The organism is Ensifer sp. MJa1 (genome assembly GCF_037026475.1).
Lineage (GTDB): Bacteria > Pseudomonadota > Alphaproteobacteria > Rhizobiales > Rhizobiaceae > Ensifer.
On the sequence record NZ_JAKUMO010000005.1, the window covers coordinates 234645 to 255808 of the forward strand.

Here is a 21164-nt window from a genome sequence, read left to right on the forward strand (position 1 = left end):
GGGGGAGGCTTGAATGAAGACTGGCGTTTCCATCCTTGGCATTTTCGTTGCCGACACGGCCTATCTGGCGCGGCGCATGCCGGTTGTCGGTGAAACGATTACCGGCAGCGGTTTCTCCGTCGGCCCCGGCGGCAAGGGCTCGAACCAGGCGGTGGCTGCGGCACGCGCAGGCAGCCCGGTTTCCTTCATCTCCAAGCTCGGCCGCGACACCTTTGGCGAGATGGCGCTGCGCACCTACGCGGAAGCCGGTGTGACGCCGAAGATCGTGCAGATGGACGATCTGCCGACGGGTGCCGCCTTCATCTACGTCAACGACCAGAACGGTGAAAACGCCATCATCGTTTATCCGGGTGCCGCCGGCTCGATCGGCGTCGACGATGTCGAGGCTGCCCGGGAGACGATCGAGAGTTCGCGCATCTTCGTCACCCAGTTGGAGCAGCCGGTGGCGGCCGCGCAGCGCGCGCTCGAGATCGCGCATACGGCCGGCGTCATCACCGTCTTCAATCCGGCGCCGGCCGAACCCTTCCCGGACGCGATCTATCCGCTCTGCGATTATCTCGTGCCGAATGAAACCGAAGCAGCAGCAATCGTCGGTTTCGCACTTTCTTCGGAGGACGACATTCGCCGTGCCGGTGACGTGCTCCTGAAAAAGGGCGCCAAGACGGCGCTGATCACGCTCGGCGAACGCGGCGTCCTTTACCACAACCACCAACAATCGGTGCTGGTGCCCGCAATCGCGAGCGGTCCGGTGATTGATACGACCGGGGCAGGGGACGCCTTCGTCGGCGGCTTCTCGGCAGCGCTGGCGCGGGATCTTTCGCCGGTCGACGCGGTGCGCTTCGGTTGCGCCACGGCCGGCATCGCCGTGACCCGCCGCGGCACGGCGCCGGCCATGCCAACGCTTGTCGAGATCGAGGCGCTGCTTGCAAAAGGGCTGGCCGCATGACGCGCAACGATCCGATCAAGCACTTCTTCATCTGGCCGGCGTTGCTGATCGTGCTTCTGATCTCGATCTTCCCGCTCGTCTATTCGCTGACCACCAGCTTCATGAGCATGCGGCTGGTGCCACCGACGCCGGCGCGCTTCGTCGGCTTCGGCAATTATCTCGACCTCCTGCAGAACCCACGCTTCTGGCATGTGGCGGGAACGACGACGCTGATCGCCGTCATCTCCGTCGGGCTGCAATATGTCATCGGTCTTTCGGTGGCGCTGGCGCTGAACTCAAAGGTGCCGGGCGAGGGCATCTTCCGGGTGAGCTTTCTCCTGCCGATGCTGGTCGCGCCGGTCGCCGTCGCGCTGATCGCCCGCCAGGTGCTCAATCCGACAATGGGGCCGCTCAACGAGGTGATGACCGCGCTCGGATTTCCCAACCTGCCGTTTCTCACGCAGACGAGCTGGGCGCTCGGCTCGATCGTCGCGGTCGAGGTGTGGCAATGGACACCCTTCGTCATCCTGATGCTGCTGGCCGGGCTGCAGACGCTGCCTGACGATGTCTATGAGGCGGCAGCCCTCGAAAACGCCACGCCCTGGCAGCAGTTCCGCGACATCACCTTTCCGATGCTCTTGCCGATATCGGTCGCCGTCGTCTTCATCCGGCTGATCGAGAGCTACAAGATCATCGACACCGTCTTCGTCATGACCGGCGGCGGGCCGGGAATCTCGACTGAGACGCTGACGCTCTTTGCCTATCAGGAGGGCTTCAAGAAGTTCAATCTCGGCTACACCTCGGCGCTCTCCTTCCTGTTCCTGATCGTCATCACCGTCATCGGCCTCGTCTATCTCGCGGTCCTCAAGCCCTATCTGGAGAAGCACAAATGAGCGTGCGCACTCTCAAGGGAAAACGGCGCTGGCTGGCGCTCGGCGGCTGCCTCGCCTGGCTCGCCATCACCTTCTTCCCGCTCTACTGGGTGCTGATCACCTCGTTCAAGACGCCGATCGCCGTCGTCGGTGGCCCGACCTATCTGCCATTCGTCGACTTCGAGCCGAGCCTGACCGCCTGGAGCGAGCTTCTGTCTGGCCAGCGCGGCCAGTTCTTCAGCACCTTCTGGGCGTCGACGATCATTGGCCTTTCGGCGTCGATCGCCGCGACCTTCATCGGCGCCATGGCGGCCTATGCGCTGGTGCGCTTCACCTTCCGCTTCCGTCTGCTCTCGGCACTGATCTTCGTGGTCATCGCCTTTGGCGGCTTTCTGCTCGGGCGCCATATGCTTGGCTACGGCCAGGGCATATCGCTGATCTGTTCTTTCGTTGCAGCACTTGCACTTGCGGTGATTTCCAGCCGTTTCTGTCTTCCCGGACCGGAACTCGGCAACAACGACATCGTCTTCTGGTTCGTCAGCCAGCGCATGTTTCCGCCGATCGTCGCCGCCTTCGCGCTCTACCTGATGTACACTGAAATGGGCAAGCTCGGCTTCAAGCTGGTCGACAGCTACATCGGCCTGACCTTCGCCTACATCGCCTTCTCGCTGCCGATCGTCATCTGGCTGATGCGCGACTTCTTCGAGGCATTGCCGGTCGAGGTCGAGGAAGCCGCGATGGTCGACAATGTGCCGTCCTGGCGGATCTTCTTCGGTATCGTGCTGCCGATGTCGAAGCCGGGGCTGATCGCGACCTTCATGATCACGCTTGCGTTCGTGTGGAACGAGTTTCTGTTTGCGCTGTTCCTGACCAATTCCAAGTGGCAGACGCTGCCCATTCTCGTTGCCGGCCAGAACAGCCAGCGCGGCGACGAATGGTGGGCGATTTCCGCTGCCGCCCTTGTCGCCATCATTCCGATGATGGTCATGGCCGGGCTTTTGAGCCGGCTCATGCGCTCCGGCCTGCTTCTGGGAGCGATCAAATAATCAACCGCTTTGGCATGAATTCATTCAACAGGAGGATAGAATGAGGAAACTGCTACTGGCATCTGCATCCCTCGGCGCACTGGTAATGGGGAGTGCTGGAACGGCGCTTGCCTGCGATCCGGATTACACCGGCGTCGAACTGACCGCGACGACACAGACCGGCCCCTATATCGCTTCGGCGCTGCAGCTTGCGGCCAAGGGCTGGGAGGAAAAGACCTGCGGCAAGGTCAAGGTCGTCGAGTTCCCTTGGTCGGAACTCTATCCGAAGATCGTGACGTCGCTGACCTCGGGCGAAGACGCGTTCGACGTCATCGCCTTTGCGCCGGCCTGGGCGCCCGACTTTACCGACTTCCTGTCGGAAATGCCGGCGGATATGCAGAAGGGCGCCGATTGGGACGACATCGCGCCGGTCTACCGCGAGCAGTTGATGGTCTGGAACGGCAAGGTCCTGTCACAGACGATGGACGGCGACGCCCATACCTATAGCTACCGCATCGATCTCTTCGAAAATGCCGACAACCAGAAGGCCTTCAAGGAAAAGTACGGATACGACCTCGCTCCGCCGAAGACCTGGAAGCAGTACCTCGACATCGCCGAATACTTCAACCAGCCGACGAACAACCTCTGGGGCACGGCCGAAGCCTTCCGCCGCGGCGGTCAGCAGTTCTGGTTCCTGTTCAGCCACGTCGCCGGCTATACCAGCCATCCGGACAATCCTGGCGCCATGTTCTTCAATCCGGAGACAATGGACGCCCAGGTCAACAATCCCGGCTGGGTTCGCGGCCTTGAGGAATACATCCGCGCGTCCAAGCTCGCACCGCCCAATGCGCTCAACTTCTCCTTCGGCGAAGTGAACGCCGCCTTTGCCGGTGGTCAGGTGGCAGAATCGATCGGCTGGGGCGACACCGGCGTTATCGGCGCCGACCCGAAGCAGTCGAAGGTTGCCGGCAGTGTTGGCTCGGCGCCGCTGCCGGGATCGGACGAGATCTGGAACTACAAGACCAAGAAATGGGACAAGTTTGACCATGTCGTCCAGACCTCCTTCATGGCGTTTGGCGGCTGGCAGGCGGCGGTTCCGGCGACCTCGACGAAGCAGGAAGCAGCTTGGAACTATATCCAGTACCTGACGAGCCCAGCCGTCTCCGGCCAGGCGGCGATCACCGGCGGCACGGGCGTCAACCCCTATCGCATCTCGCACACGACCAATCTCGATCTCTGGTCGAAGATCTTCTCCGAGCGGGAGGCGAAGGAATATCTCGGCGCGCAGAAGGAGGCGGTGACCGCGAAGAACATCGCGCTCGACATGCGCCTGCCCGGCTACTTCTCCTACACCGAAGTGCTGGAGATCGAGCTTTCCAAGGCGCTTGCCGGCGAAGTGACGCCACAGCAGGCGCTCGATAGCGTCGCCGAGCAGTGGAACAAGCTGACCGACGAGTTTGGCCGCGACAAGCAGCTTGCCGCCTACCGTGCGTCGATGGGCCTCGCCCAGGAATAACGAGACCGCGCCCGCCCCGAGGTGGTCGGGGCGGGCCCTAACGTCCCGGGCGAGACCGGGCACCGTCAGCAGCAAGGGTTTTCGCATGTCACAGGTCCGACTGGAACAGATCACCAAGTCCTTCGGGAACGTCACGGTCATTCCGCCGCTCGATCTTCATATCGCCGATCGCGAATTCGTCGTGCTCGTCGGGCCATCCGGCTGCGGCAAGACGACGACGCTTCGGATGATCGCCGGCCTCGAAACCGCGTCGTCGGGTTCGATCCGGATAGGCGACCGCGACGTCACTGATCTGAGGCCTGGTCTGCGCAATTGCTCGATGGTGTTCCAGAACTACGCGCTCTATCCGCATATGACGGTTGCCGAAAACATCGGCTACGGCATGAAGGTGCGCGGCACGCCGGCGGCGGAGATCGATAAGGCGGTCGCAGATGCGGCGCGCATTCTCAATCTCGGCGCTTACCTCGCACGTAAGCCGAGTGCGCTTTCCGGCGGCCAGCGCCAGCGCGTGGCGATCGGCCGGGCGATCGTGCGCCAGCCGGATGTCTTCCTGTTCGACGAGCCGCTGTCCAATCTCGATGCGAAGCTGCGCATCGAAATGCGGACGGAAATCAAGCTGTTGCACCGGCGTCTTCAGACGACGGCCGTCTATGTCACGCACGACCAGGTGGAGGCGATGACGATGGCTGACCGCGTCGTCGTCATGAACCAGGGTCGTATCGAACAGGCGGCTGATCCGATCACGCTTTACGAAGCTCCGGCCAATCTCTTCGTCGCCGCCTTCATCGGCGCGCCGAGCATGAACTTCATCGAGGGCCGGCTCGAGCGTGGCGATGGCGGGTTGACGTTCCGGGCGGAGGGCGATGTTGCAATTGCGGTTCCGCAGAACCGGGCGGAAAAGCTCGGCGCCTTTGCCGGCAAGGACGTTGTGCTCGGCATTCGTCCTGAGCATACGATGGCGACGGACGCTCTTGCGCCGACCGTGAAGCTCACCGTGCGTGACGTCGAGCCGCTAGGGCCGCACACGCTGGCGCTCGGCAGGGTGGGACAAGGCGCTTTCACCGCACAGGTTCACGCAGCGTCACGCATCGGCCCTGACGATCAGATCGAGGTGCCGATCGAAGCGGAAAAGATGCATTTCTTCCTGAAGGAAACCGGCAAGTCGATCGGCCGCTAATCGGAGGGACGGAGCCGAAGGCGGTGACGCCTTCGGCTCGGACCATTACTTCTGCTCGGCGCGCGCGGCGGCAAGGAAGGCGAGTTTCGCCGGCAGTTCTAGATGCTTTGACAGCGCGACGCGTTCCGGCGTGTAGTGGTGCTCGACGTCAAGGCAGTTGACCGTGCCGAGCAGTTCGCCGCCGACGACGACCGGGATGTTGGCGACCGAGCCGCAGCCGAGCGACCAGATGGTTTCATGGTCACCGAAGACCTTGGAGATGTCGACGATGGTGTTGGCGACGAAGGTCTGATGCGCCTTGTGCACGATGTCGAACCAGCTGTCATAGCGGATCGGCTTGGTGCCGGAGGTCGGGTATTCTTCCGGATGCGAGGTATAGGCACGGCGGGCGACTTCGTTGACCATGTCGACCGTCATGATGGTGAAGAGCTTGGCGCCGATCACCTGGCGGCAGAGCGTCTGCAGCGCGGTCCATACCGCATCGGCATCTGTGGTCTTGGCAATGGCCGCGTCGAATTCCGCCAGCGCGGAAGCGATCTGTTCACTGTTCATGCTATGTCCTTGGGGTTACTCGATATGTCAGAACGGAACGCGAGTGGAGAACCGCCGGCGTTGGGTGTCCCGCTCTAGTTGGCGTGGGCGGCGCTGATCTGCATCAGCTCGCGCGAATAGGCTTCCTTGAGGTCGCCGCGCTTGAGGTCGGCGACATCGGCCACCTCGACGATGCGGCCCTGACGCATCACGGCGAGGCGATCGCAGAGGAAGGAGACGACGGCCAGGTTGTGCGTGACCATCAGGAAGGTGAGGTTCTGCTCGCGCCTGAGGCGCTTCAGCAGGTTGAGGATTTCGGCCTGGACCGAGACGTCGAGCGCTGAGGTCGGCTCGTCGAGCAAAAGCACTTTCGGCTTCAGCATCAGCGCGCGGGCGATTGCCACGCGCTGGCGCTGGCCGCCGGAGAGCTGGTGCGGGAAGCGGAAGCGGAACTTGCGGTCGAGGCCGACCGAGGTCATCACTTCCTCGATCCGCGCATTGCGGTCGCCGATACCGTGGATCGTCAGCGCTTCGCCAAGCGTGGCGTCGACGGTCTTGCGCGGGTGCAGAGAGCCATAAGGATCCTGGAACACCATCTGGCACTGGCGCGAAAACGCGCGGTCGATGCCATGGCCGCGCGGCGAGCCGAGCACGGTGATTTCGCCGGTCCATTCCGGCGCGAGGCCGGCGATCGCCTTCAAGACAGTCGATTTGCCGGAGCCGCTTTCGCCGACAAGCGCGAAGCTTTCGCCATCGGCGATGTCGAGATTGACGTCGTACGTGATCTGCACGTCGCCATAGGAAATGTCGAGGTTCTTGAGAGAAAGCGCGGTCATGCCTTGGCCCATGCGCTGCGGTCGAGCACCGGCAGCTCGTCCCGTGTTTCATCGAGGCGCGGGATTGAGGCGATCAGCCCGCGCGTATAGGGATGCTTGGCGGCCATCAGTTCGCCGGCCTTGCACTCCTCGACCACCTCGCCGGTGTTCATGACCAGGATGCGGTCGCAATAACTGGAGACGAGGTTGAGGTCGTGGCTGATGAAGATCAGTCCCATGCCCTTGCGCTTCACCAGTTCGTCGATGATGTCGAGCACCTGTGCCTGGACAGAAACGTCGAGTGCCGAAGTCGGCTCGTCGGCAATCAGGAGATCCGGCTCGGGGATCAGCATCATCGCGATCATCACGCGCTGGCCCATGCCGCCGGAGACTTCGTGCGGATAGAGCTTGGCGACGCGCTCCGGGTCGGCGATGCGCACCGATTCCAGCATGGCGAGCATGCGGGTGTTGACCTCGCGTCGCGGCAGCTTCTGGTGCGTCAGCAACGCTTCGGCGATCTGCTCGCCAATGGTCATGACCGGGTTCAGCGAGAACTTCGGGTCCTGCATCACCATGGAGATGCGGGCTCCGCGAATGGCGCGCATCTGCTTTTCCGACTGTTTGGTGAGGTCGATGCCGTCAAAGACGAGCTTGTCGGCGGTGACCCGACCCGGCGCCCGGATGAGCTGCAGGATCGAGCGGCCGGTCATCGACTTGCCCGAGCCGCTCTCGCCGACGATGCCGAGCCGCTCGCGACCGAGCGTGAAGGAAATGCCGCGCACGACATCGAGATCGCCACGGGGTGTGGGGAAGGTGACGCGCAGGTTTTCGACTTCGAGAAGGTTCGTCATCAGCGTTGCTCCCCGCTCTTCGGGTCGAGTACGTCGCGCAAACCGTCGCCGAGGAAGCAGAAGCCGAGGCTGACGAGAATGATGGCAAAGCCCGGCATGGTCGCAACCCACCACTGGTCGAGAATGAACGAGCGGCCGCGCGAGATCATCGCGCCCCATTCGGGAAGCGGCGGCTGGGCGCCAAGGCCGATGAAGCCGAGGCCGGCGGCCGTCAGGATGATGCCGGCCATGTCGAGCGTGACGCGAATGATCATCGACGAGGTGCAAAGCGGCAGGACATGGCCGAGATTGACGCGCAGGCTCGATGCGCCGAGCAGCCGGACGGCCGAGATGAACTCGGAATTCTTGAAGGTCAGCGTCTCGGCGCGGGCGACGCGGGCGTATCCGGGCCAAGAGGTGATGGCGATGGCGATGATCGCGTTCTCGATGCCCGGACCGAGGGCGGCGACGAAGGCGAGCGCCAGGATCAGCTTCGGCAGCGACAGGAAGATGTCGGTGATGCCCATGAGGATGCGATCGACCCAGCCGCCGAAATAGCCGGCGGCAACACCGATCACCAGGCCGGCGGGGGCTGCAAGCACCGCAACGAGGGTGACGATCGCCAGCGTGATGCGTGAACCGTAGACGACCCGGGACCAGATGTCGCGACCGAGTTCGTCGGTTCCCATCCAGCGGGCGGCACTTGGCGGCAGCAGCCGTTCGCTCAATGACTGGCGCAGCGGGTCATGCGTGGCAAGCCACGGGGCGAACAAAGCGGTCAGCACCAGAACAAGGATGATGACGCCGCCGACGACCGCAAGCGGATTGCGCATCAGTGCGCCAAAGATGCGGTAGAAGCGGCCGAGGCGGGCCTGCATCGGCGAGGCGGGGCTGTCGTCGATCAGCCAGTCGCGAAAAGTGGTCATGTCCGCCTCCTCCTTAGCGTGCGCGCGGATCGAGCACGCGATAGAGCACGTCCGATATCTTGTTGATGCCGATGAAGACCGCACCGATGACGAGGGTCGAGCCGAGCACGGCCGCCATGTCGGCGTTGAGCAGGGCGACGGTCAGGTAGTTGCCGATGCCGGGCCAGGAGAAGATCGTCTCGATCATCACGGAGCCTTCGAGCAGGCCGGCATAGGAAAGGCCAATGACCGTGATCAGCGGCACGCGGATCGGCCGAAAGGCGTGACGCCAGATGACCAGGCGCTCCGGCACGCCCTTGACCCGGGCGGTGGTGACATATTCCTGGCTCAGCTGGTCGAGCATGAAGGAGCGCGTCATGCGGGCGATATAGGCGAGCGAGAAGAAGCCGAGGCAGGACGCCGGCAGGATCAGGTGCCAGACGGCGTTGCGGAAGATTTCCCACTCGCCGGCGATGATGCTGTCGATAAGGATCAGGCCGGTGACCGGCGAGACCATGCCGTCATAGAAGATGTCGACGCGCCCCGGTCCGCCGACCCATTTCAGCCGTGCATAGAACACGGCAAGGCCGACAAGGCCGAGCCAGAAGGCGGGCACGGAATAGCCGAGCAAGCCGATGACGCGGATAAACTGGTCAACCCACGAGCCGCGCCGGGCCGCGGCGAAAACGCCGAGCGGCACGCCGATCAGCACGCCGAGGATGATGCCAAGCGTCGCCATTTCGAGCGTTGCCGGGAAGACGCGGGCGAGGTCTTCGATGACCGGCTTTCCCGTCGAAACCGAGGTGCCGAAATTGCCGGTGACGACATCGCCGACATAGCGCACGAACTGGGTGATCAGCGGTTGGTCGAGGCCCATCTCCTGGCGGACGCGCTCATAGACGGCAACGGGCGCGCGGTCGCCGACGACCGCCAGAACCGGATCGATCGGCACGATGCGGCCGATGAAGAAGGTGATGGCGAGCAGGCCGAGGAAGGTCACTGCAAGCGTGACCAGGAAGCCTGCCAATGAGGTGAGGCGCTGCCAGCTCCGGCTCGGTCTTGCGGCGCGGCGGGCCGGCGTTGCTGCTGTCGTGCTGTCGTTTGCCACGTGGCGATTCCATCCCTTCTCGCGTGCGGTCTGAATTGTCGATACCGCAAAAATTCGCTTGGAGTATATAAATAAGTTTGCTTAAATCAAAAAAATTTTACTGAGGCGGAAACGGGAGGAACGACCGCTGTGAGCGATCCGTCTGAGGATACGGAAGTGGCTTCGGGCAAGTCCGGGGCAGGCCAACCGAAGGTGGGTGCGCTGGTGCGCGCGCGCCGCCGGCAGATGCATATGACGCTGCAGACGTTGAGCGACGCGGCGGGCGTCTCGGTCGGTTATCTCAGCCAGATCGAGCGCGATCTCGCCATGCCTTCGCTCGGAACGCTGGCGCAGATTGCTCAAGGGCTGGGCGCCGAACTCAACCATTTCATCCTCGCGCCGGCGATCGATACCGGGCTTTCGCGCGCCGAAGGGCGCATGGTGTTTTCGGTCGGCGGCTCGCCGGTTTCCTATGAGCGGATCGGCGCCGATTTCGCCGGCAACCAGCTTTCGAGCTTCGTCATCACCATTCCGCCGGGGCACCGTTCGGAGGTCTTCAGTCATGAGGGCGAAGAGCTCGTCTACATGCTCGAGGGTGAAATCCTGTTCGGGCTCGACGGCGACGACACCATGCTTTCCGCGGGCGACGGCCTGCATTTTCGCGGCATCCAGCCGCACTACTGGTGGAACAGGACCGATAGGCCCGTGCGGCTGATCTGGACCGGCACCTTGCCGCTCTTCCGGCCGCGCGCCTCCCAATCCAACGAGACCGGCGCGCCGCAGGCGCTCCCCAAGCCGGCAACGACAAAAACCAAGCCTCATCGAAAATAGGAGAATGATGATGAGAATGTTCAAGGCCGCGGTCTTCGCGGCGTCCCTGATGCTGAGCGTGGCGCCGGCCGCGCTCGCCGAAACGCCGGCGGATATGCTGGTCGTTGCCCAGAATATCGACGACATCGTCAGCATCGACCCGGCCGAGGCTTATGAGTTTTCCTCGGGCGAATACGTCACCCAGACCTATGATCGCCTGGTGCAGTACGATGCGCCCGACGTGAAGAAGCTGGCGCCGGGCCTTGCGTCCGAATGGACCGTCGACGATGCCGCAAAGACGATCACCTTCACGTTGCGTGACGGCGTCACCTTTACGTCAGGCAACCCGCTGCGCGGCGAAGACGTCGTCTACTCCTTCAAGCGCGTCGTCGTTCTCAACAAGGCGCCCGCTTTCATCCTGACGCAGCTCGGCTGGACGCCTGAAAACATCGACAAGATGGTGACCGCCGACGGCAACAAGGTCACGATCAAGTATGAAGGCGACTTCTCGTCTGCTTTCGTTCTCAACGTTCTCGCCGCCCGTCCGGCCTCCGTCGTCGACGCCGAAACCGTCAAGGCCAACGAAGCCGATGGAGACCTCGGTAATGCCTGGCTGAAGGCCAATTCGGCCGGCACCGGCCCCTTCGTCCTCAAGGCCTTCCGCGCCGGCGAACTCCTGAACCTTGCGAGCAACCCGAACTATTTCGGCGGCGCCCCGGCTATCAAGGGTGTCATCATCCGCCACGTCGCGGAAGCCGCGACCCAGCAGCTGATGTTGCAGACGGGCGACGTCGACATGGCCAAGAACCTGACGCCGGACCAGGTGTCGGGTCTCGAAGGCAAGGACGGCGTGAAGGTCGAATCCTATCCGCAGGCGGCCGTGCACTTCCTGTCTTTCAACCAGAAGAACGCAGCGCTTCAGCCTGAAGCCGTTTGGGAAGCCGCGCGCTATCTCGTCGACTACAAGGGCATGACCGACAGCTTCCTCAAGGGCCAGATGGATGTCCACCAGGCCTTCTGGCCGAAGGGCTTCCCGGGCTCGCTCGATGAGACGCCTTACAGCCACGACGTCGAAAAGGCGAAGAAGATCCTGGCCGACGCCGGCATCAAGACGCCGATCAAGGTGACGCTCGACGTTATCAACTCGACGCCGTTCACTGACATGGCGCAGTCGCTGCAGGCGTCGTTTGCCGAAGCCGGCATCAACTTCGAGATCATCCCGGGCACCGGAAGCCAGGTCATCACCAAGTACCGTGCCCGCACCCACGAAGCCATGCTGCTCTATTGGGGTCCGGACTTCATGGACCCGCATTCGAACGCCAAGGCTTTCGCTTATAACGAGGACAACGCTGACGACAAGTATCAGTCGACGACGACCTGGCGTAACGGCTGGGCGGTTCCGGCCGAGCTCAACGAAGCGACCAAGGCAGCCCTCAAGGAAGCCGATCCGGCCAAGCGCGACGCACTCTATGTCGACCTGCAGCGCAAGGTGCAGGAAAAGTCGCCGATCGTGATCATGTTCCAGGCGGCGACCCAGGTCGCGATGAAGGACAAGGTCGAAGGCTACGTCAACGGCGCCACCTCGGACTTCGTCTTCTACCGCCTGGTAAAGAAGAACTGATCCGGTCGTTCTGACCCTTGCGCGTGTTGAAGAAGGCGCTCATATCAAACGCCCTGGGCCATCGGTCCGGGGCGACGTGTTTCTAGCGATCGGTTTTGAAGGCTCTGGAAGGTTTGTGAAATGGCGGATGTGAAGGTGAGGACCCGTGAAACCGGTGCGACGGCCGTCGTCGGCAAGACGGGTTTCCCGCATGTGACGTCGGTGACGGGCGGCGAGCTCGATATCGTCACCGGTCCCTCGCAGCCAGGTTATGGTCCGCTCGACCTGCTCTATGCATCGCTTGCGAGCTGCCTCGTGCTCAGTGCCCGCATCGCCGCCAGCCGCTACGGCGTGCTCGACCGATTGACGGAAGTGAGCGCCAAGGTGACCGGCGAGAAGGCCCATGACGAACCGTCTCGCGTGGCAAAATTCAACATCGTCTTCGACATCAAGGGCGATTTCGACGATGCGGTCCGTCATGCGATCGCCGAAGCCGCTGAAAACGAGATCTGCACCGTCAGCAACACGATCCGCGGCAATCCGGAATTCGTGACGACCTTTGGTCACTGACGGCCAGCAGTCCCTAGGTCCAATACAAAAGGGCGGGCTGCCGATGGCAGCCCGCCCTTTTTGCTGCAATTGCGGAGACCGGCTCAGGCCGGCTGCGGCACCAGTGCTTCCGGCTGGCGTCGGCCGATTGTCAGCACCAGCAGCGCAGCGACCACGCAAAGCATGCCGGCGGCAAGCAGTGCTGGGGTATAGGTTTCAAGCGACGTTCGGCTTGCTCCGGCGAGAAAGGTCGCGCTGGCGGCACCAAGCTGGTGACCGGTGAAAACCCAGCCGAAGACGAGGCCTGCCCGTTCCGGGCCGAAGCGTTCGGCGGAGAGCTTTACCGTTGGCGGCACCGTCGCCACCCAGTCCAGACCGTAGAAGATCGCGAAGATCGACAGTGTGTAGATGTTGAAGCCGCTGAACGGCAGGAACATCAGCGACAGGCCGCGAAGGCCATAGAACCAGAAGAGCAGCCAGCGGTTGTCGTAACGATCAGAGAGCCAGCCGGAGCCGACGGTCCCGATGAGATCGAACACGCCGATCAGCGCTAGCAGGCTGGCCGCGGCGACGGCGGCAATACCCACATCGCCGCAGATCGACACCCAATGGGTCTGGATCAGGCCGTTGGTGCTGAAGCCGCAAACGAAGAAGGTGGCAAACAGAACCCAGAAGGTGTTGGTCTTCGCAGCGTCGGAAAGCGCCCTGATCGGAGCCATCAGCAAGGCCCCGAAGCTCTTTGCCTTCGGCGGTGCGGAGACGATCTGCTTTGAGCCAAAGGGCGCGATGCCGAGGTCGCTGGGGCGGTCCTGCATCAGTAGGAGGACCAGAGTAAAGGCTGCCAGAAGGATGACAATGATCAGCGTCAGAGCCGAGCGCCAGCCGATCGTTTCGGTGAGTGAGGCGAGCAGTGGCAGAAACACCAACTGGCCCGTGGCGTTGCTGGCGGTCATCAGCCCGACGACGAGCCCGCGGCGCTTGTCGAACCAGCGCGTTGCGACCGTTGCGCCGAGAACCAGCGCCGTCATACCGGTGCCGACGCCGAGCACCACGCCCCAGATCACCACCAGATGCCAGAGTTCCGTCATATAGAAGGAGACGGCGATGCCGGAGATGATCAGGATCAGCGCCGCGGACACGACCGGGCGTACGCCGAAGTGGTTCATGAACGATGCGGCGAACGGGCCGAGCAGGCCGAAAAGGCAAAGCCGGATCGCCAGTGCCATCGAGATCTGCGCGTTGGACCAGCCGAACTCGGTTTCAAGCGGCTTGATCAGCACGCCGGCCGAGCCCATGGCGCCGGCGGTCGACAGCATGACCAGGAAGGTCACGCCGGCGACCGCCCAGCCGTAGTGGATATTGCGTCTGGCAAGATAACGCGCAAGTGCCGGACCGAGCATCGTCGATTTTCCCTTTTTCCGTATTTCGAGGTGTGCGAAAGCGCTGCGCGGGCTTTTGCAGCGCAGATCGCAAATTGAATTGTCATCTCGCAGGAGCCGCCGACGATGCTTGTCTAGAGTGACAGGAGCATCTCCTTCAGCGCGGCGGCTGCATCTGTTCCCAGCCGTGCTTCGATCTTGTCCTGAGCGCCTTCCCAGAGCGGCGCGCCGTCCGTGAGTATCCGGCGACCGCTTTCCGTCAGTTCGATAACGGCTTCTCTCTGGTCCTTTCCGCTCCCGGTCGTCACCAGCCCCATGCCCTCAAGCACCTTCACGTTGCGGCTGACCGTCGAGCGCTCGAGTTCGATCGTTCGGCCAAGTTCCGTCATTGAAATGGGTTCGCCGCGTTCAATGTGCCTGAGCATACTGAACTGGGCGAGGTTGATACCGATCGGTTCAAGTGCGTCGTCATAAAGTGACGTCACTCTCCGGGTGGCTTTGCGTAAAAGGGCGCAGTAGCAACGAGACATGATGCGTGTATATACACGTAAATTCGGAACGTCAAGTCTCCGGTTCCGGAGATACCCGGCGCTAGCCTTCCCGGCGATATTGAGGGACCTGGTTCGGGTAGGCCTGCTCATCGATCCGGAAATGGGGCTGTCCGGCTATTTCGAAGCCGTTTGCGAGGTAGAAGGTCGTGGTCCTTTCGTTTTCGGAGATCGCGACCGGCTTCTCAGTCGACGAACGGTTCCAGTTCCTTGTCGAACTCGACCTCGACGACATTGTTGAAGAGGGCGGTTGCCACCATGATGCCGGAGAAGGCGACGAGGTCGACCAGCGCCTTGGCGTCGTAGCGCGCCTTGAGGCCAACCCAGATTTCGTCCGGGACGGCGTTGCTGTTGGCAACGATCGCGCGGCCGAAAGCGATCAGCCGCTGCTCATCTTCCGTCGGTGCGACGACATGGAAATCGATTCCAGCATTGGCAAAGGCGCGGCGGAAGAAGCCCATGGCGATCGGCGAACGCATGGCCTCAGATATCGCGTGCGACAGAAACCAGGTCTCACGGTCGTTGAGCGCCGGGCGCAGTTCCTCACGCAGCGTGAACCACTCGGCATAGATCCGGTGCGCCACCGGTGAATGCAGCAGCGTGCGCTTCATGTTGGTCATGCGTCCGCGCACGCGCACCTCTTCATCATGGGCGGCGCGGATGTTGTCGGAAGCGGTGTCGTAGTCGATTTGCGGGATATGGCTCACGGGTTTTGCCTGTCTGGACTGACACACGCGCGGTGCGCTTGTGGTGCTGAGAAATTAAACGGTGCTGAGCAGGATGCTCGTTTCGCTGTTCGAAACGCCGTCGACGTCGCGCACTTCGCGCAAGATGCGGTCGAAATCGCTCAGGCTGTTGGCGCGAATTTCAGCGACCAGATCCCAGCCGCCATTGGTCGTGTGCAGTGCATAAAGCTCGGGCAGGCCGCGCAGGTATTTGATCACCTTGGTGGTGTTGCGGCCGCTGACCTCGATCATCATGATCGCACGGATGGCGCGATCGTCATAATCCTGCCGCACGCGAAGCGTGAAGCCGAGCACGGCGCCGCTTTCGAGCAGCCGGTCGATGCGTGTCTGCACCGTCGCCCTCGATATGCCGAGCACGGCCGCGATCTTGGAGTAGGGCGCACGACCGTCTTCTCGCAGGAGCGAGATGAGCTGGTGATCGAGGTCATCGAAGATATGCATGAAAACTGTATATTCTCATTGCGCAATTTGCTCAATATGCCTTTCGATTTTGCGCAAGTTTAAAATTTCAACTCACTTCTTGCCTGCCTAGGCTGACTTCATCGAATTTCTCCGATGGAGTTTTAAACGTGGTTCAGTATGTCGGTGTCGGCAACGTAATCGAGCTGGTCAAATCGATCGGCATCGAGACGTTCCTTGTGGGTCTTGCGGGATACATCGAGGATGATTTCCGCCGGTGGAATGCCTTTGAGAAAACGCCGCGGCTTGCGAGCCATTCGAAGACGGGCGTCATCGAGCTGATGCCGACGTCGGACGGCGAGCACTACGGCTTCAAGTATGTCAACGGCCATCCGAAGAACCCGAATGTCGGTCTGCAGACGGTGACGGCCTTCGGCGTGCTCTCGGACGTCAGCACCGGCTATCCCTGCCTCGTCTCCGAAATGACGATCATGACGGGGCTTCGCACGGCGGCCACTTCCGCACTCGCGGCAAAGTACCTCGCTCGTCCCGACGCCCGTTCGATGGCGATTATCGGCCTCGGCGCCCAGTCCGAATTCCAGGCGCTGGCCTTCCGCGCCCTTCTTGGCGTCAAGCGCCTGCAGGTCTTCGACATCGATGCCGAAGCCGCTGACAAGTTCTGCAACAACCTCGCGGATATGGACTTCGACATCGTCGTCGCAGCCACGGCCGAGGAAGCCGTCGCCGGCGCCGATATCATCACCACGGTCACGGCCGATAAGCGCAACGCCACGATCCTCTCCGACAACATGGTCGGCGCCGGCGTTCACATCAACGCCGTCGGCGGCGACTGCCCCGGCAAGACGGAACTGCAGGGCGATATCCTGCGCCGTGCCGACGTCTTCGTCGAATATCCGGAGCAGACCCGCATCGAAGGCGAGATCCAGCAGATGGCGCCGGATTTCCCGGTGACCGAACTCTGGCAGGTGATTGCCGGCGAGGCCGAAGGCCGTCGCTCGAGCGCCCAGATCACCATCTTCGATTCCGTCGGTTTTGCGACCGAGGACTTCTCGGCGCTGCGTTTCCTGCGCGACAAGATCCAGGGCACCGCATTCTACACCGAACTCGACCTGACGACCCAGCCGGACCATCCGCGCGATCTCTACGGCCTGTTCCGGCAGCCGCCGGCCGCCCCTGCCGAGCGGAGCGCTGCATAACATGAAGAGACTGTCCGTACAGGCGCCGAAGGGCGTCGTGATGATCCGCCCGCACCACTTCGGCCCGAACCCGATGACGGCGAAGGATAACGCCTTCCAGGCGACCGATGCGGCACGCCAGCCGACAGCAATCGCCAAGGCGGCCTTTGACGAGGTCAGCCGCATGGCTGACGGGCTCGCAAACGCCGGCGTTGCCGTGCATCTCTTCGAGGACGAGACGACGACCCGTCCCGATAGCGTCTTCCCGAACAACTGGTTCTCGACCCATTCGGGCGGCCACGTCGCGATCTATCCGATGTATTCGGAAAGCCGCCAGAGCGAGCGCCGCGCCGATATCATCGAGATGCTGAAGAACGAATACCGCGTTCAGGATGTGATCGATTACTCCGGTCTCGAAAAGGACGGCGTCTATCTCGAAGGCACCGGCGCCATGGTGCTCGACCATATCGGTCGCGTCGCCTATGCCGCCCGTTCCAACCGCACCAACGAGGTGGCGCTCGAGCGTTTCTGCACTCACTTCAATTTCGAGCCGATGATTTTCGGTGCGGTCGACCGCCACGGCAAGTCGATCTATCACACCAACGTCTTGATGTGCATCGGAACCGAGTTCGCCTTGATCGGCACGAGCATGATCCCGGACGTGGCCCGCCGCCAGGAAATCTGCGCGCGGCTCGAGGAAACCGGCCGCCAGGTTATTGATTTGACCCTCGACCAGATCGAGAATTTCGCCGGCAACGCCATCGAGCTCGAGGGCACCGACGGGCGTGTCGTGGTCATGTCGGCCCGCGCGCTGGCGTCGCTGCGCCCGGACCAGATCAAGGCGCTCGAAGTCTCCGCCCGCGTGCTCGCCTTCGACGTGCCGACCATCGAGCTTGCCGGCGGTTCCGTTCGCTGCATGCTGGCCGGCGTTCATTTGTCGAGAAGAGAACCAGCCGGTACGCAAAAGCTTTACGCCGCCACGTCCGATCGATAGAAGCACCCCATCCAAGCCAAAGGTACTACAAATGTCGCAATCTCGCCCCGTCTACCAGTTCAACAACATCATCGTCCGCACCCCGTCGAAGTCGGTCGTCAACGGCCTGCGCGCCGACGACCGTGGTAACCCGACCTTTGAGGGCGTGAAGGCTGAGCACGACGCCTATATCGCGGCGATGAAGGACGCGGGCGTGAAGGTGACGGTGCTTCCGGCGCTCGAAGCTTTCCCGGATTCGATCTTCGTCGAAGACCCGGCGCTGGTCTTTACCGAAGGCGCGATCCTGCTGCGTCCGGGTGCCGAGACCCGCGTCAAGGAAACGCCGGAGATCGAGCCGACGCTGCGCGCCATGTTCGAGACCGTGCTCGACCTGCCGGGCAACGGCTTTGCCGATGGCGGCGACGTACTGACCACCCGCGAGAGCGTGATGATCGGCCTTTCGGCCCGCACCAACAAGGTTGGCGCCGAAGCCCTGCAGGCTTGCCTCACCAAACTCGGCCGCAAGAGCGAGATCGTCGCAACGCCGGAAGGCGTTCTGCACTTCAAGACCGATTGCTCGCTGCTCGACGACGAGACCGTGCTTTCGACCGCGCGTCTTGCGAAGTCCGGTGCCTTCGAGCGCTTCAAGCAGGTGATCATTCCTGAAGGCGAAGAGCCGGCAGCCAATGCGCTGCGCGTCAACGACGTCGTCATGGTCGGTTCCGACTTCCCGCGCACGATCGAGATGCTCGACAAGCTCGGCTACAAGGTCGTGCCGATGAAGACGACGGAAATCGGCAAGATCGACGCAGGCCTGTCCTGCATGTCGCTGCGCTGGTTCAGCAACACGCTCTGATCCGACGCAATCCCCGAGGAGGAAACAAAATGAAGACATTGAAGACCGCCCTGTTCGCAGGGATCGCCCTTTCCATGGCCGCCGGCAGCGCATTTGCCGAGGACACGCTGCGCCTCGGCATGACGCCGGAACCCTACATGCCCTTCACCCAGGTGAACGCCGGTGGCGAATGGGAAGGTCTCGAAGCCGATCTCTCCCGTGCACTCTGCGAAAAGATGGCCGTCAAGTGCGACATCAACCAGATGGCCTGGGACGGTCTCATCCCGTCGCTGAAGGAAAACAAGGTCGACTTCATCATCGGCGCCTTCTCGATCACCGACGAGCGTCGCCAGGTCGTCGATTTCTCGACACCCTACTACACTGAAGGCACGTCCTTCGTCGGCTCCAAGGGTGACACGAGCGAGATCAAGACGGCCGACGCAGCAGATGGTTCCGGCAAGATCATCGATCCGGCAAGCGTCGAGGGCAAGATCATCGGCGTCCAGACCTCCAGCGTACAGTCGGCCTATGTCGCCAAGTACCTGACGGGCGCCGAGGCCAAGAGCTACGACACCGCCGACAACTCGGTCGCCGACCTCGTCGCCGGCCGCGTCGACTACGTGCTGATCCCCGACCTCTACATCCAGACCTTCCTGAAGTCGCCGGAAGGCGCCGACTACGAGGTCAAGGTTGAAGTGCCGAAGAACGTCACGCTCGGCGAAGGCGTTGCCTATGCCGTGCGCAAAGGCGACGCTGCGATACTTGAGAAGGTCAATGCCGGCCTTGCCGCTCTCGAAAAGGACGGCACGACCCAAAAGCTCGTCGACAAGTGGATCTTCGGCAAAAAGTAATCGCACGTTCTTGAGGGTGGTGGCCGGCTTCGGCCCGCAGCCGCCCTCATTCGCCAAACCGGCCACAGCGCCGGGGCACTATCGCAGCAACCGCGATCGCGACCTTGCCCGACATTTGGGGCAATGGCGCCGGGGCTGACGAGGCAATCGGGAACAGGTAACGACGGATGGACTATTACTGGCAATTGCTTGCCTGGGGCGGCGAGGGCTGGGGCGATGATTTCGCCTGGGGCCTGCTGATGACCCTCCAGGTCTCCGTGGTCGCCTATGCGGTTGCGGTTCTCTTTGGCTTTCTGGGTGCCGCCGGCAAACTGTCGAAACATCGGATCCCGCGTTTCCTTGCCGATATCTACACGACGGTCGTGCGCTCCCTGCCTGAACTGCTCGTCATCCTGCTTCTCTACTTCTCGGTTGCCAGCGGCGCGGAGCGGCTGTTGAAACACTTCGGTCTCGTCGGCGAAACCTTCCAGTTCAGCTCCTTCTGGGCGGCGATCATCGCGCTCGCCTTCGTCTCCGGTGCCTTCATGACTGAGGTGCTGCGCTCGGCCTATCTCTCCGTACCGCCGGGGCAGATCGAGGCGGCCGTTTCGATCGGCATGACCAGGCCGAAGATCTTCACTCGCATCGTCTTCCCGCAAATGATGCGCCATGCCGTGCCCGGCATGGGCAATCTCTGGCTGTCGATCACCAAGGAAAGCGCCATCATCAGCGTGCTCGGCTCGTTCAGCGAGTTGCTCTATACGGGCTACCGCGCAGCCGCGGGCACCAAGCAATACATCTTCTTCTACGGGCTGACGGCCATCCTGTTCCTGGCGATCACGCTCGTTTCCGTCCTGGTAATTGCGCAGATCGAGCGCCGCCTCAATCGGGGGCATCATTGATGGAAACGATCCTCAACGTAGCCAATTTTCTGCCGGCGCTGATCAAGGCAACGCCGCTGACGCTGCTTTTGACCGCCGTTGCCGGCGTCTTCGGTCTCGTCATCGGTACGCTCGTGGCGCTTGCGCGGCTCTCTGGCCGCCGCATCCTATCGGTCCCGGCCTATGTCTTCACCTTCGCCTTCCGCGGAACGCCGCTGCTGGTGCAGATCTACCTGATCTATTACGGCCTCGGGCAGATCCTGCCCGCCACCTGGGTGCGCCACAGCTTCCTCTGGCCCTATCTGCGTGACGGCCTGTGGTATGCGATCTTTGCGCTCAGCCTCAACCAGGCGTCCTACAATGCCGAGGTCATCCGCGGTGCGATCAAGGCGGTGCCGCGCGGCCAGATCGAGGCGGCAAAATCGATCGGCATGCGCTCGTCGATGATCCTTCGCCGCATCACCCTGCCGCAGGCGTTTCGCTCGTGCCTGCCGGTTTTGACGGGCGACCTGATCATCCTGTTGAAGACGACGTCGCTCGCCTCGACCATCACCATCCTCGAGGTCATGGGCACCGCCCGCATGCTGCAGCGCCAGTCGCTTCTGATCTTCGAACCGCTGATTGCCGCCGGCATCATCTATTTCACCGTCGTCTTCATCCTGACGCGCGTCATGGGCGTCGTTGAGAAGCGGCTTACCCGCTACCGCACGGCGAAGGCATAACGAGGAGGAACGG

General features: G+C 62.4%; 23 protein-coding genes. 14 read left to right on the forward strand and 9 right to left on the reverse strand.

The genetic code is table 11. The annotated features are described in order from the left end of the window. Positions 1–13 precede the first annotated feature (13 nt). The 5 genes from rbsK to MKZ91_RS09630 all read left to right on the forward strand — a co-directional run bounded on the left by rbsK (position 14) and on the right by MKZ91_RS09630 (position 5515). Positions 14–946, forward strand: coding sequence for a ribokinase (rbsK, locus tag MKZ91_RS09610; protein WP_336170396.1), 933 nt, complete (start codon positions 14–16; stop codon positions 944–946). Beyond that, on the forward strand, positions 943–1818 hold the full coding sequence (locus MKZ91_RS09615; protein ID WP_336170398.1) for a carbohydrate ABC transporter permease: 876 nt from the start codon (positions 943–945) through the stop codon (positions 1816–1818). The genes rbsK and MKZ91_RS09615 overlap by 4 nt, the downstream gene beginning before the upstream one ends. Continuing rightward, the gene (locus MKZ91_RS09620) at positions 1815–2843 is read left to right on the forward strand and encodes a carbohydrate ABC transporter permease (RefSeq protein WP_336170400.1); all 1029 of its coding nucleotides are present in this window, start codon (positions 1815–1817) and stop codon (positions 2841–2843) included. The genes MKZ91_RS09615 and MKZ91_RS09620 overlap by 4 nt, the downstream gene beginning before the upstream one ends. Before the next feature lie 40 nt (positions 2844–2883). Further along, positions 2884–4338 (forward strand): ABC transporter substrate-binding protein, encoded by a 1455-nt coding sequence (locus MKZ91_RS09625; protein ID WP_336170402.1) that lies wholly within the window; start codon positions 2884–2886, stop codon positions 4336–4338. A gap of 85 nt (positions 4339–4423) precedes the next feature. Then, a complete protein-coding gene (locus MKZ91_RS09630; RefSeq protein ID WP_336170404.1) occupies positions 4424–5515 on the forward strand; it encodes an ABC transporter ATP-binding protein in 1092 nt (363 codons plus the stop codon). Positions 5516–5560: 45 nt separating this feature from the next. Here MKZ91_RS09630 and MKZ91_RS09635 read toward each other — a convergent pair whose 3' ends face one another. From MKZ91_RS09635 to MKZ91_RS09655, 5 genes are all read right to left on the reverse strand, one after another. After that, positions 5561–6067, reverse strand: coding sequence for a GAF domain-containing protein (locus MKZ91_RS09635; RefSeq protein WP_336170406.1), 507 nt, complete (start codon positions 6065–6067; stop codon positions 5561–5563). Positions 6068–6141: 74 nt separating this feature from the next. Beyond that, positions 6142–6882 (reverse strand): ABC transporter ATP-binding protein, encoded by a 741-nt coding sequence (locus MKZ91_RS09640; protein WP_336170408.1) that lies wholly within the window; start codon positions 6880–6882, stop codon positions 6142–6144. Next, positions 6879–7712 carry an ABC transporter ATP-binding protein gene (locus tag MKZ91_RS09645; protein WP_336170410.1) on the reverse strand — a complete coding sequence of 278 codons (834 nt, stop codon included), beginning with the start codon at positions 7710–7712 and terminating at the stop codon, positions 6879–6881. The genes MKZ91_RS09640 and MKZ91_RS09645 overlap by 4 nt, the downstream gene beginning before the upstream one ends. Then, positions 7712–8617 carry an ABC transporter permease gene (locus tag MKZ91_RS09650; protein WP_336170412.1) on the reverse strand — a complete coding sequence of 302 codons (906 nt, stop codon included), beginning with the start codon at positions 8615–8617 and terminating at the stop codon, positions 7712–7714. Before MKZ91_RS09650 ends, MKZ91_RS09645 begins: the two co-directional genes overlap by 1 nt. 13 nt (positions 8618–8630) lie before the next feature. Beyond that, positions 8631–9623, reverse strand: coding sequence for an ABC transporter permease (locus MKZ91_RS09655; protein ID WP_336170571.1), 993 nt, complete (start codon positions 9621–9623; stop codon positions 8631–8633). 210 nt (positions 9624–9833) lie between these two features. Between MKZ91_RS09655 and MKZ91_RS09660 the strand changes: the two genes are divergently transcribed. From MKZ91_RS09660 to MKZ91_RS09670, 3 genes are all read left to right on the forward strand, one after another. Then, positions 9834–10514, forward strand: coding sequence for a helix-turn-helix domain-containing protein (locus MKZ91_RS09660; RefSeq protein WP_336170414.1), 681 nt, complete (start codon positions 9834–9836; stop codon positions 10512–10514). A 10-nt stretch (positions 10515–10524) separates the two neighbouring features. Then, positions 10525–12114 (forward strand): ABC transporter substrate-binding protein, encoded by a 1590-nt coding sequence (locus tag MKZ91_RS09665; RefSeq protein WP_336170416.1) that lies wholly within the window; start codon positions 10525–10527, stop codon positions 12112–12114. A 120-nt stretch (positions 12115–12234) separates the two neighbouring features. Next, on the forward strand, positions 12235–12663 hold the full coding sequence (locus MKZ91_RS09670; protein ID WP_336170418.1) for an OsmC family protein: 429 nt from the start codon (positions 12235–12237) through the stop codon (positions 12661–12663). An 83-nt stretch (positions 12664–12746) separates the two neighbouring features. On the opposite strand, the gene MKZ91_RS09675 is transcribed toward MKZ91_RS09670, so the two are convergent. The 4 genes from MKZ91_RS09675 to MKZ91_RS09690 all read right to left on the reverse strand — a co-directional run bounded on the left by MKZ91_RS09675 (position 12747) and on the right by MKZ91_RS09690 (position 15756). Beyond that, positions 12747–14042 (reverse strand): MFS transporter, encoded by a 1296-nt coding sequence (locus MKZ91_RS09675; RefSeq protein WP_336170420.1) that lies wholly within the window; start codon positions 14040–14042, stop codon positions 12747–12749. A 113-nt stretch (positions 14043–14155) separates the two neighbouring features. Next, on the reverse strand, positions 14156–14551 hold the full coding sequence (locus MKZ91_RS09680; RefSeq protein WP_336170421.1) for a MarR family winged helix-turn-helix transcriptional regulator: 396 nt from the start codon (positions 14549–14551) through the stop codon (positions 14156–14158). Between the two features lie 203 nt (positions 14552–14754). Beyond that, on the reverse strand, positions 14755–15276 hold the full coding sequence (locus MKZ91_RS09685) for a hypothetical protein (RefSeq protein ID WP_336170424.1): 522 nt from the start codon (positions 15274–15276) through the stop codon (positions 14755–14757). 54 nt (positions 15277–15330) lie between these two features. Further along, positions 15331–15756: an Lrp/AsnC family transcriptional regulator gene (locus MKZ91_RS09690; RefSeq protein WP_043613515.1), complete on the reverse strand. Its 426-nt coding sequence runs from the start codon at positions 15754–15756 to the stop codon at positions 15331–15333. A 92-nt stretch (positions 15757–15848) separates the two neighbouring features. Between MKZ91_RS09690 and MKZ91_RS09695 the strand changes: the two genes are divergently transcribed. From MKZ91_RS09695 to MKZ91_RS09720, 6 genes are all read left to right on the forward strand, one after another. Beyond that, positions 15849–16931 (forward strand): ornithine cyclodeaminase, encoded by a 1083-nt coding sequence (locus tag MKZ91_RS09695; protein WP_336170572.1) that lies wholly within the window; start codon positions 15849–15851, stop codon positions 16929–16931. A gap of 1 nt (position 16932) precedes the next feature. Continuing rightward, a complete protein-coding gene (ctlX, locus tag MKZ91_RS09700; RefSeq protein ID WP_336170426.1) occupies positions 16933–17904 on the forward strand; it encodes a citrulline utilization hydrolase CtlX in 972 nt (323 codons plus the stop codon). A gap of 31 nt (positions 17905–17935) precedes the next feature. Then, positions 17936–18739, forward strand: coding sequence for a dimethylarginine dimethylaminohydrolase family protein (locus MKZ91_RS09705; RefSeq protein WP_336170427.1), 804 nt, complete (start codon positions 17936–17938; stop codon positions 18737–18739). Positions 18740–18768: 29 nt separating this feature from the next. Then, positions 18769–19569, forward strand: a complete 801-nt coding sequence (locus tag MKZ91_RS09710) for a transporter substrate-binding domain-containing protein (protein ID WP_336170429.1) — start codon at positions 18769–18771, stop codon at positions 19567–19569. 167 nt (positions 19570–19736) lie between these two features. Continuing rightward, a complete protein-coding gene (locus MKZ91_RS09715) occupies positions 19737–20450 on the forward strand; it encodes an ABC transporter permease (protein WP_336170430.1) in 714 nt (237 codons plus the stop codon). Then, the gene (locus MKZ91_RS09720; RefSeq protein WP_336170432.1) at positions 20450–21151 is read left to right on the forward strand and encodes an ABC transporter permease; all 702 of its coding nucleotides are present in this window, start codon (positions 20450–20452) and stop codon (positions 21149–21151) included. The genes MKZ91_RS09715 and MKZ91_RS09720 overlap by 1 nt, the downstream gene beginning before the upstream one ends. Positions 21152–21164: the final 13 nt, after the last annotated feature.

Coding starts and splice junctions, on each gene's coding strand:
- rbsK (WP_336170396.1), top strand. CDS start 14: ATGAAGACTGGCGTTTCCATCCTTGGCATTTTCGTTGCCGACACGGCC.
- MKZ91_RS09615 (WP_336170398.1), top strand. CDS start 943: ATGACGCGCAACGATCCGATCAAGCACTTCTTCATCTGGCCGGCGTTG.
- MKZ91_RS09620 (WP_336170400.1), top strand. CDS start 1,815: ATGAGCGTGCGCACTCTCAAGGGAAAACGGCGCTGGCTGGCGCTCGGC.
- MKZ91_RS09625 (WP_336170402.1), top strand. CDS start 2,884: ATGAGGAAACTGCTACTGGCATCTGCATCCCTCGGCGCACTGGTAATG.
- MKZ91_RS09630 (WP_336170404.1), top strand. CDS start 4,424: ATGTCACAGGTCCGACTGGAACAGATCACCAAGTCCTTCGGGAACGTC.
- MKZ91_RS09635 (WP_336170406.1), bottom strand. CDS start 6,067: ATGAACAGTGAACAGATCGCTTCCGCGCTGGCGGAATTCGACGCGGCC.
- MKZ91_RS09640 (WP_336170408.1), bottom strand. CDS start 6,882: ATGACCGCGCTTTCTCTCAAGAACCTCGACATTTCCTATGGCGACGTG.
- MKZ91_RS09645 (WP_336170410.1), bottom strand. CDS start 7,712: ATGACGAACCTTCTCGAAGTCGAAAACCTGCGCGTCACCTTCCCCACA.
- MKZ91_RS09650 (WP_336170412.1), bottom strand. CDS start 8,617: ATGACCACTTTTCGCGACTGGCTGATCGACGACAGCCCCGCCTCGCCG.
- MKZ91_RS09665 (WP_336170416.1), top strand. CDS start 10,525: ATGAGAATGTTCAAGGCCGCGGTCTTCGCGGCGTCCCTGATGCTGAGC.
- MKZ91_RS09670 (WP_336170418.1), top strand. CDS start 12,235: ATGGCGGATGTGAAGGTGAGGACCCGTGAAACCGGTGCGACGGCCGTC.
- MKZ91_RS09675 (WP_336170420.1), bottom strand. CDS start 14,042: ATGCTCGGTCCGGCACTTGCGCGTTATCTTGCCAGACGCAATATCCAC.
- MKZ91_RS09680 (WP_336170421.1), bottom strand. CDS start 14,551: ATGTCTCGTTGCTACTGCGCCCTTTTACGCAAAGCCACCCGGAGAGTG.
- MKZ91_RS09690 (WP_043613515.1), bottom strand. CDS start 15,756: ATGCATATCTTCGATGACCTCGATCACCAGCTCATCTCGCTCCTGCGA.
- ctlX (WP_336170426.1), top strand. CDS start 16,933: ATGAAGAGACTGTCCGTACAGGCGCCGAAGGGCGTCGTGATGATCCGC.
- MKZ91_RS09705 (WP_336170427.1), top strand. CDS start 17,936: ATGTCGCAATCTCGCCCCGTCTACCAGTTCAACAACATCATCGTCCGC.
- MKZ91_RS09710 (WP_336170429.1), top strand. CDS start 18,769: ATGAAGACATTGAAGACCGCCCTGTTCGCAGGGATCGCCCTTTCCATG.
- MKZ91_RS09715 (WP_336170430.1), top strand. CDS start 19,737: ATGGACTATTACTGGCAATTGCTTGCCTGGGGCGGCGAGGGCTGGGGC.
- MKZ91_RS09720 (WP_336170432.1), top strand. CDS start 20,450: ATGGAAACGATCCTCAACGTAGCCAATTTTCTGCCGGCGCTGATCAAG.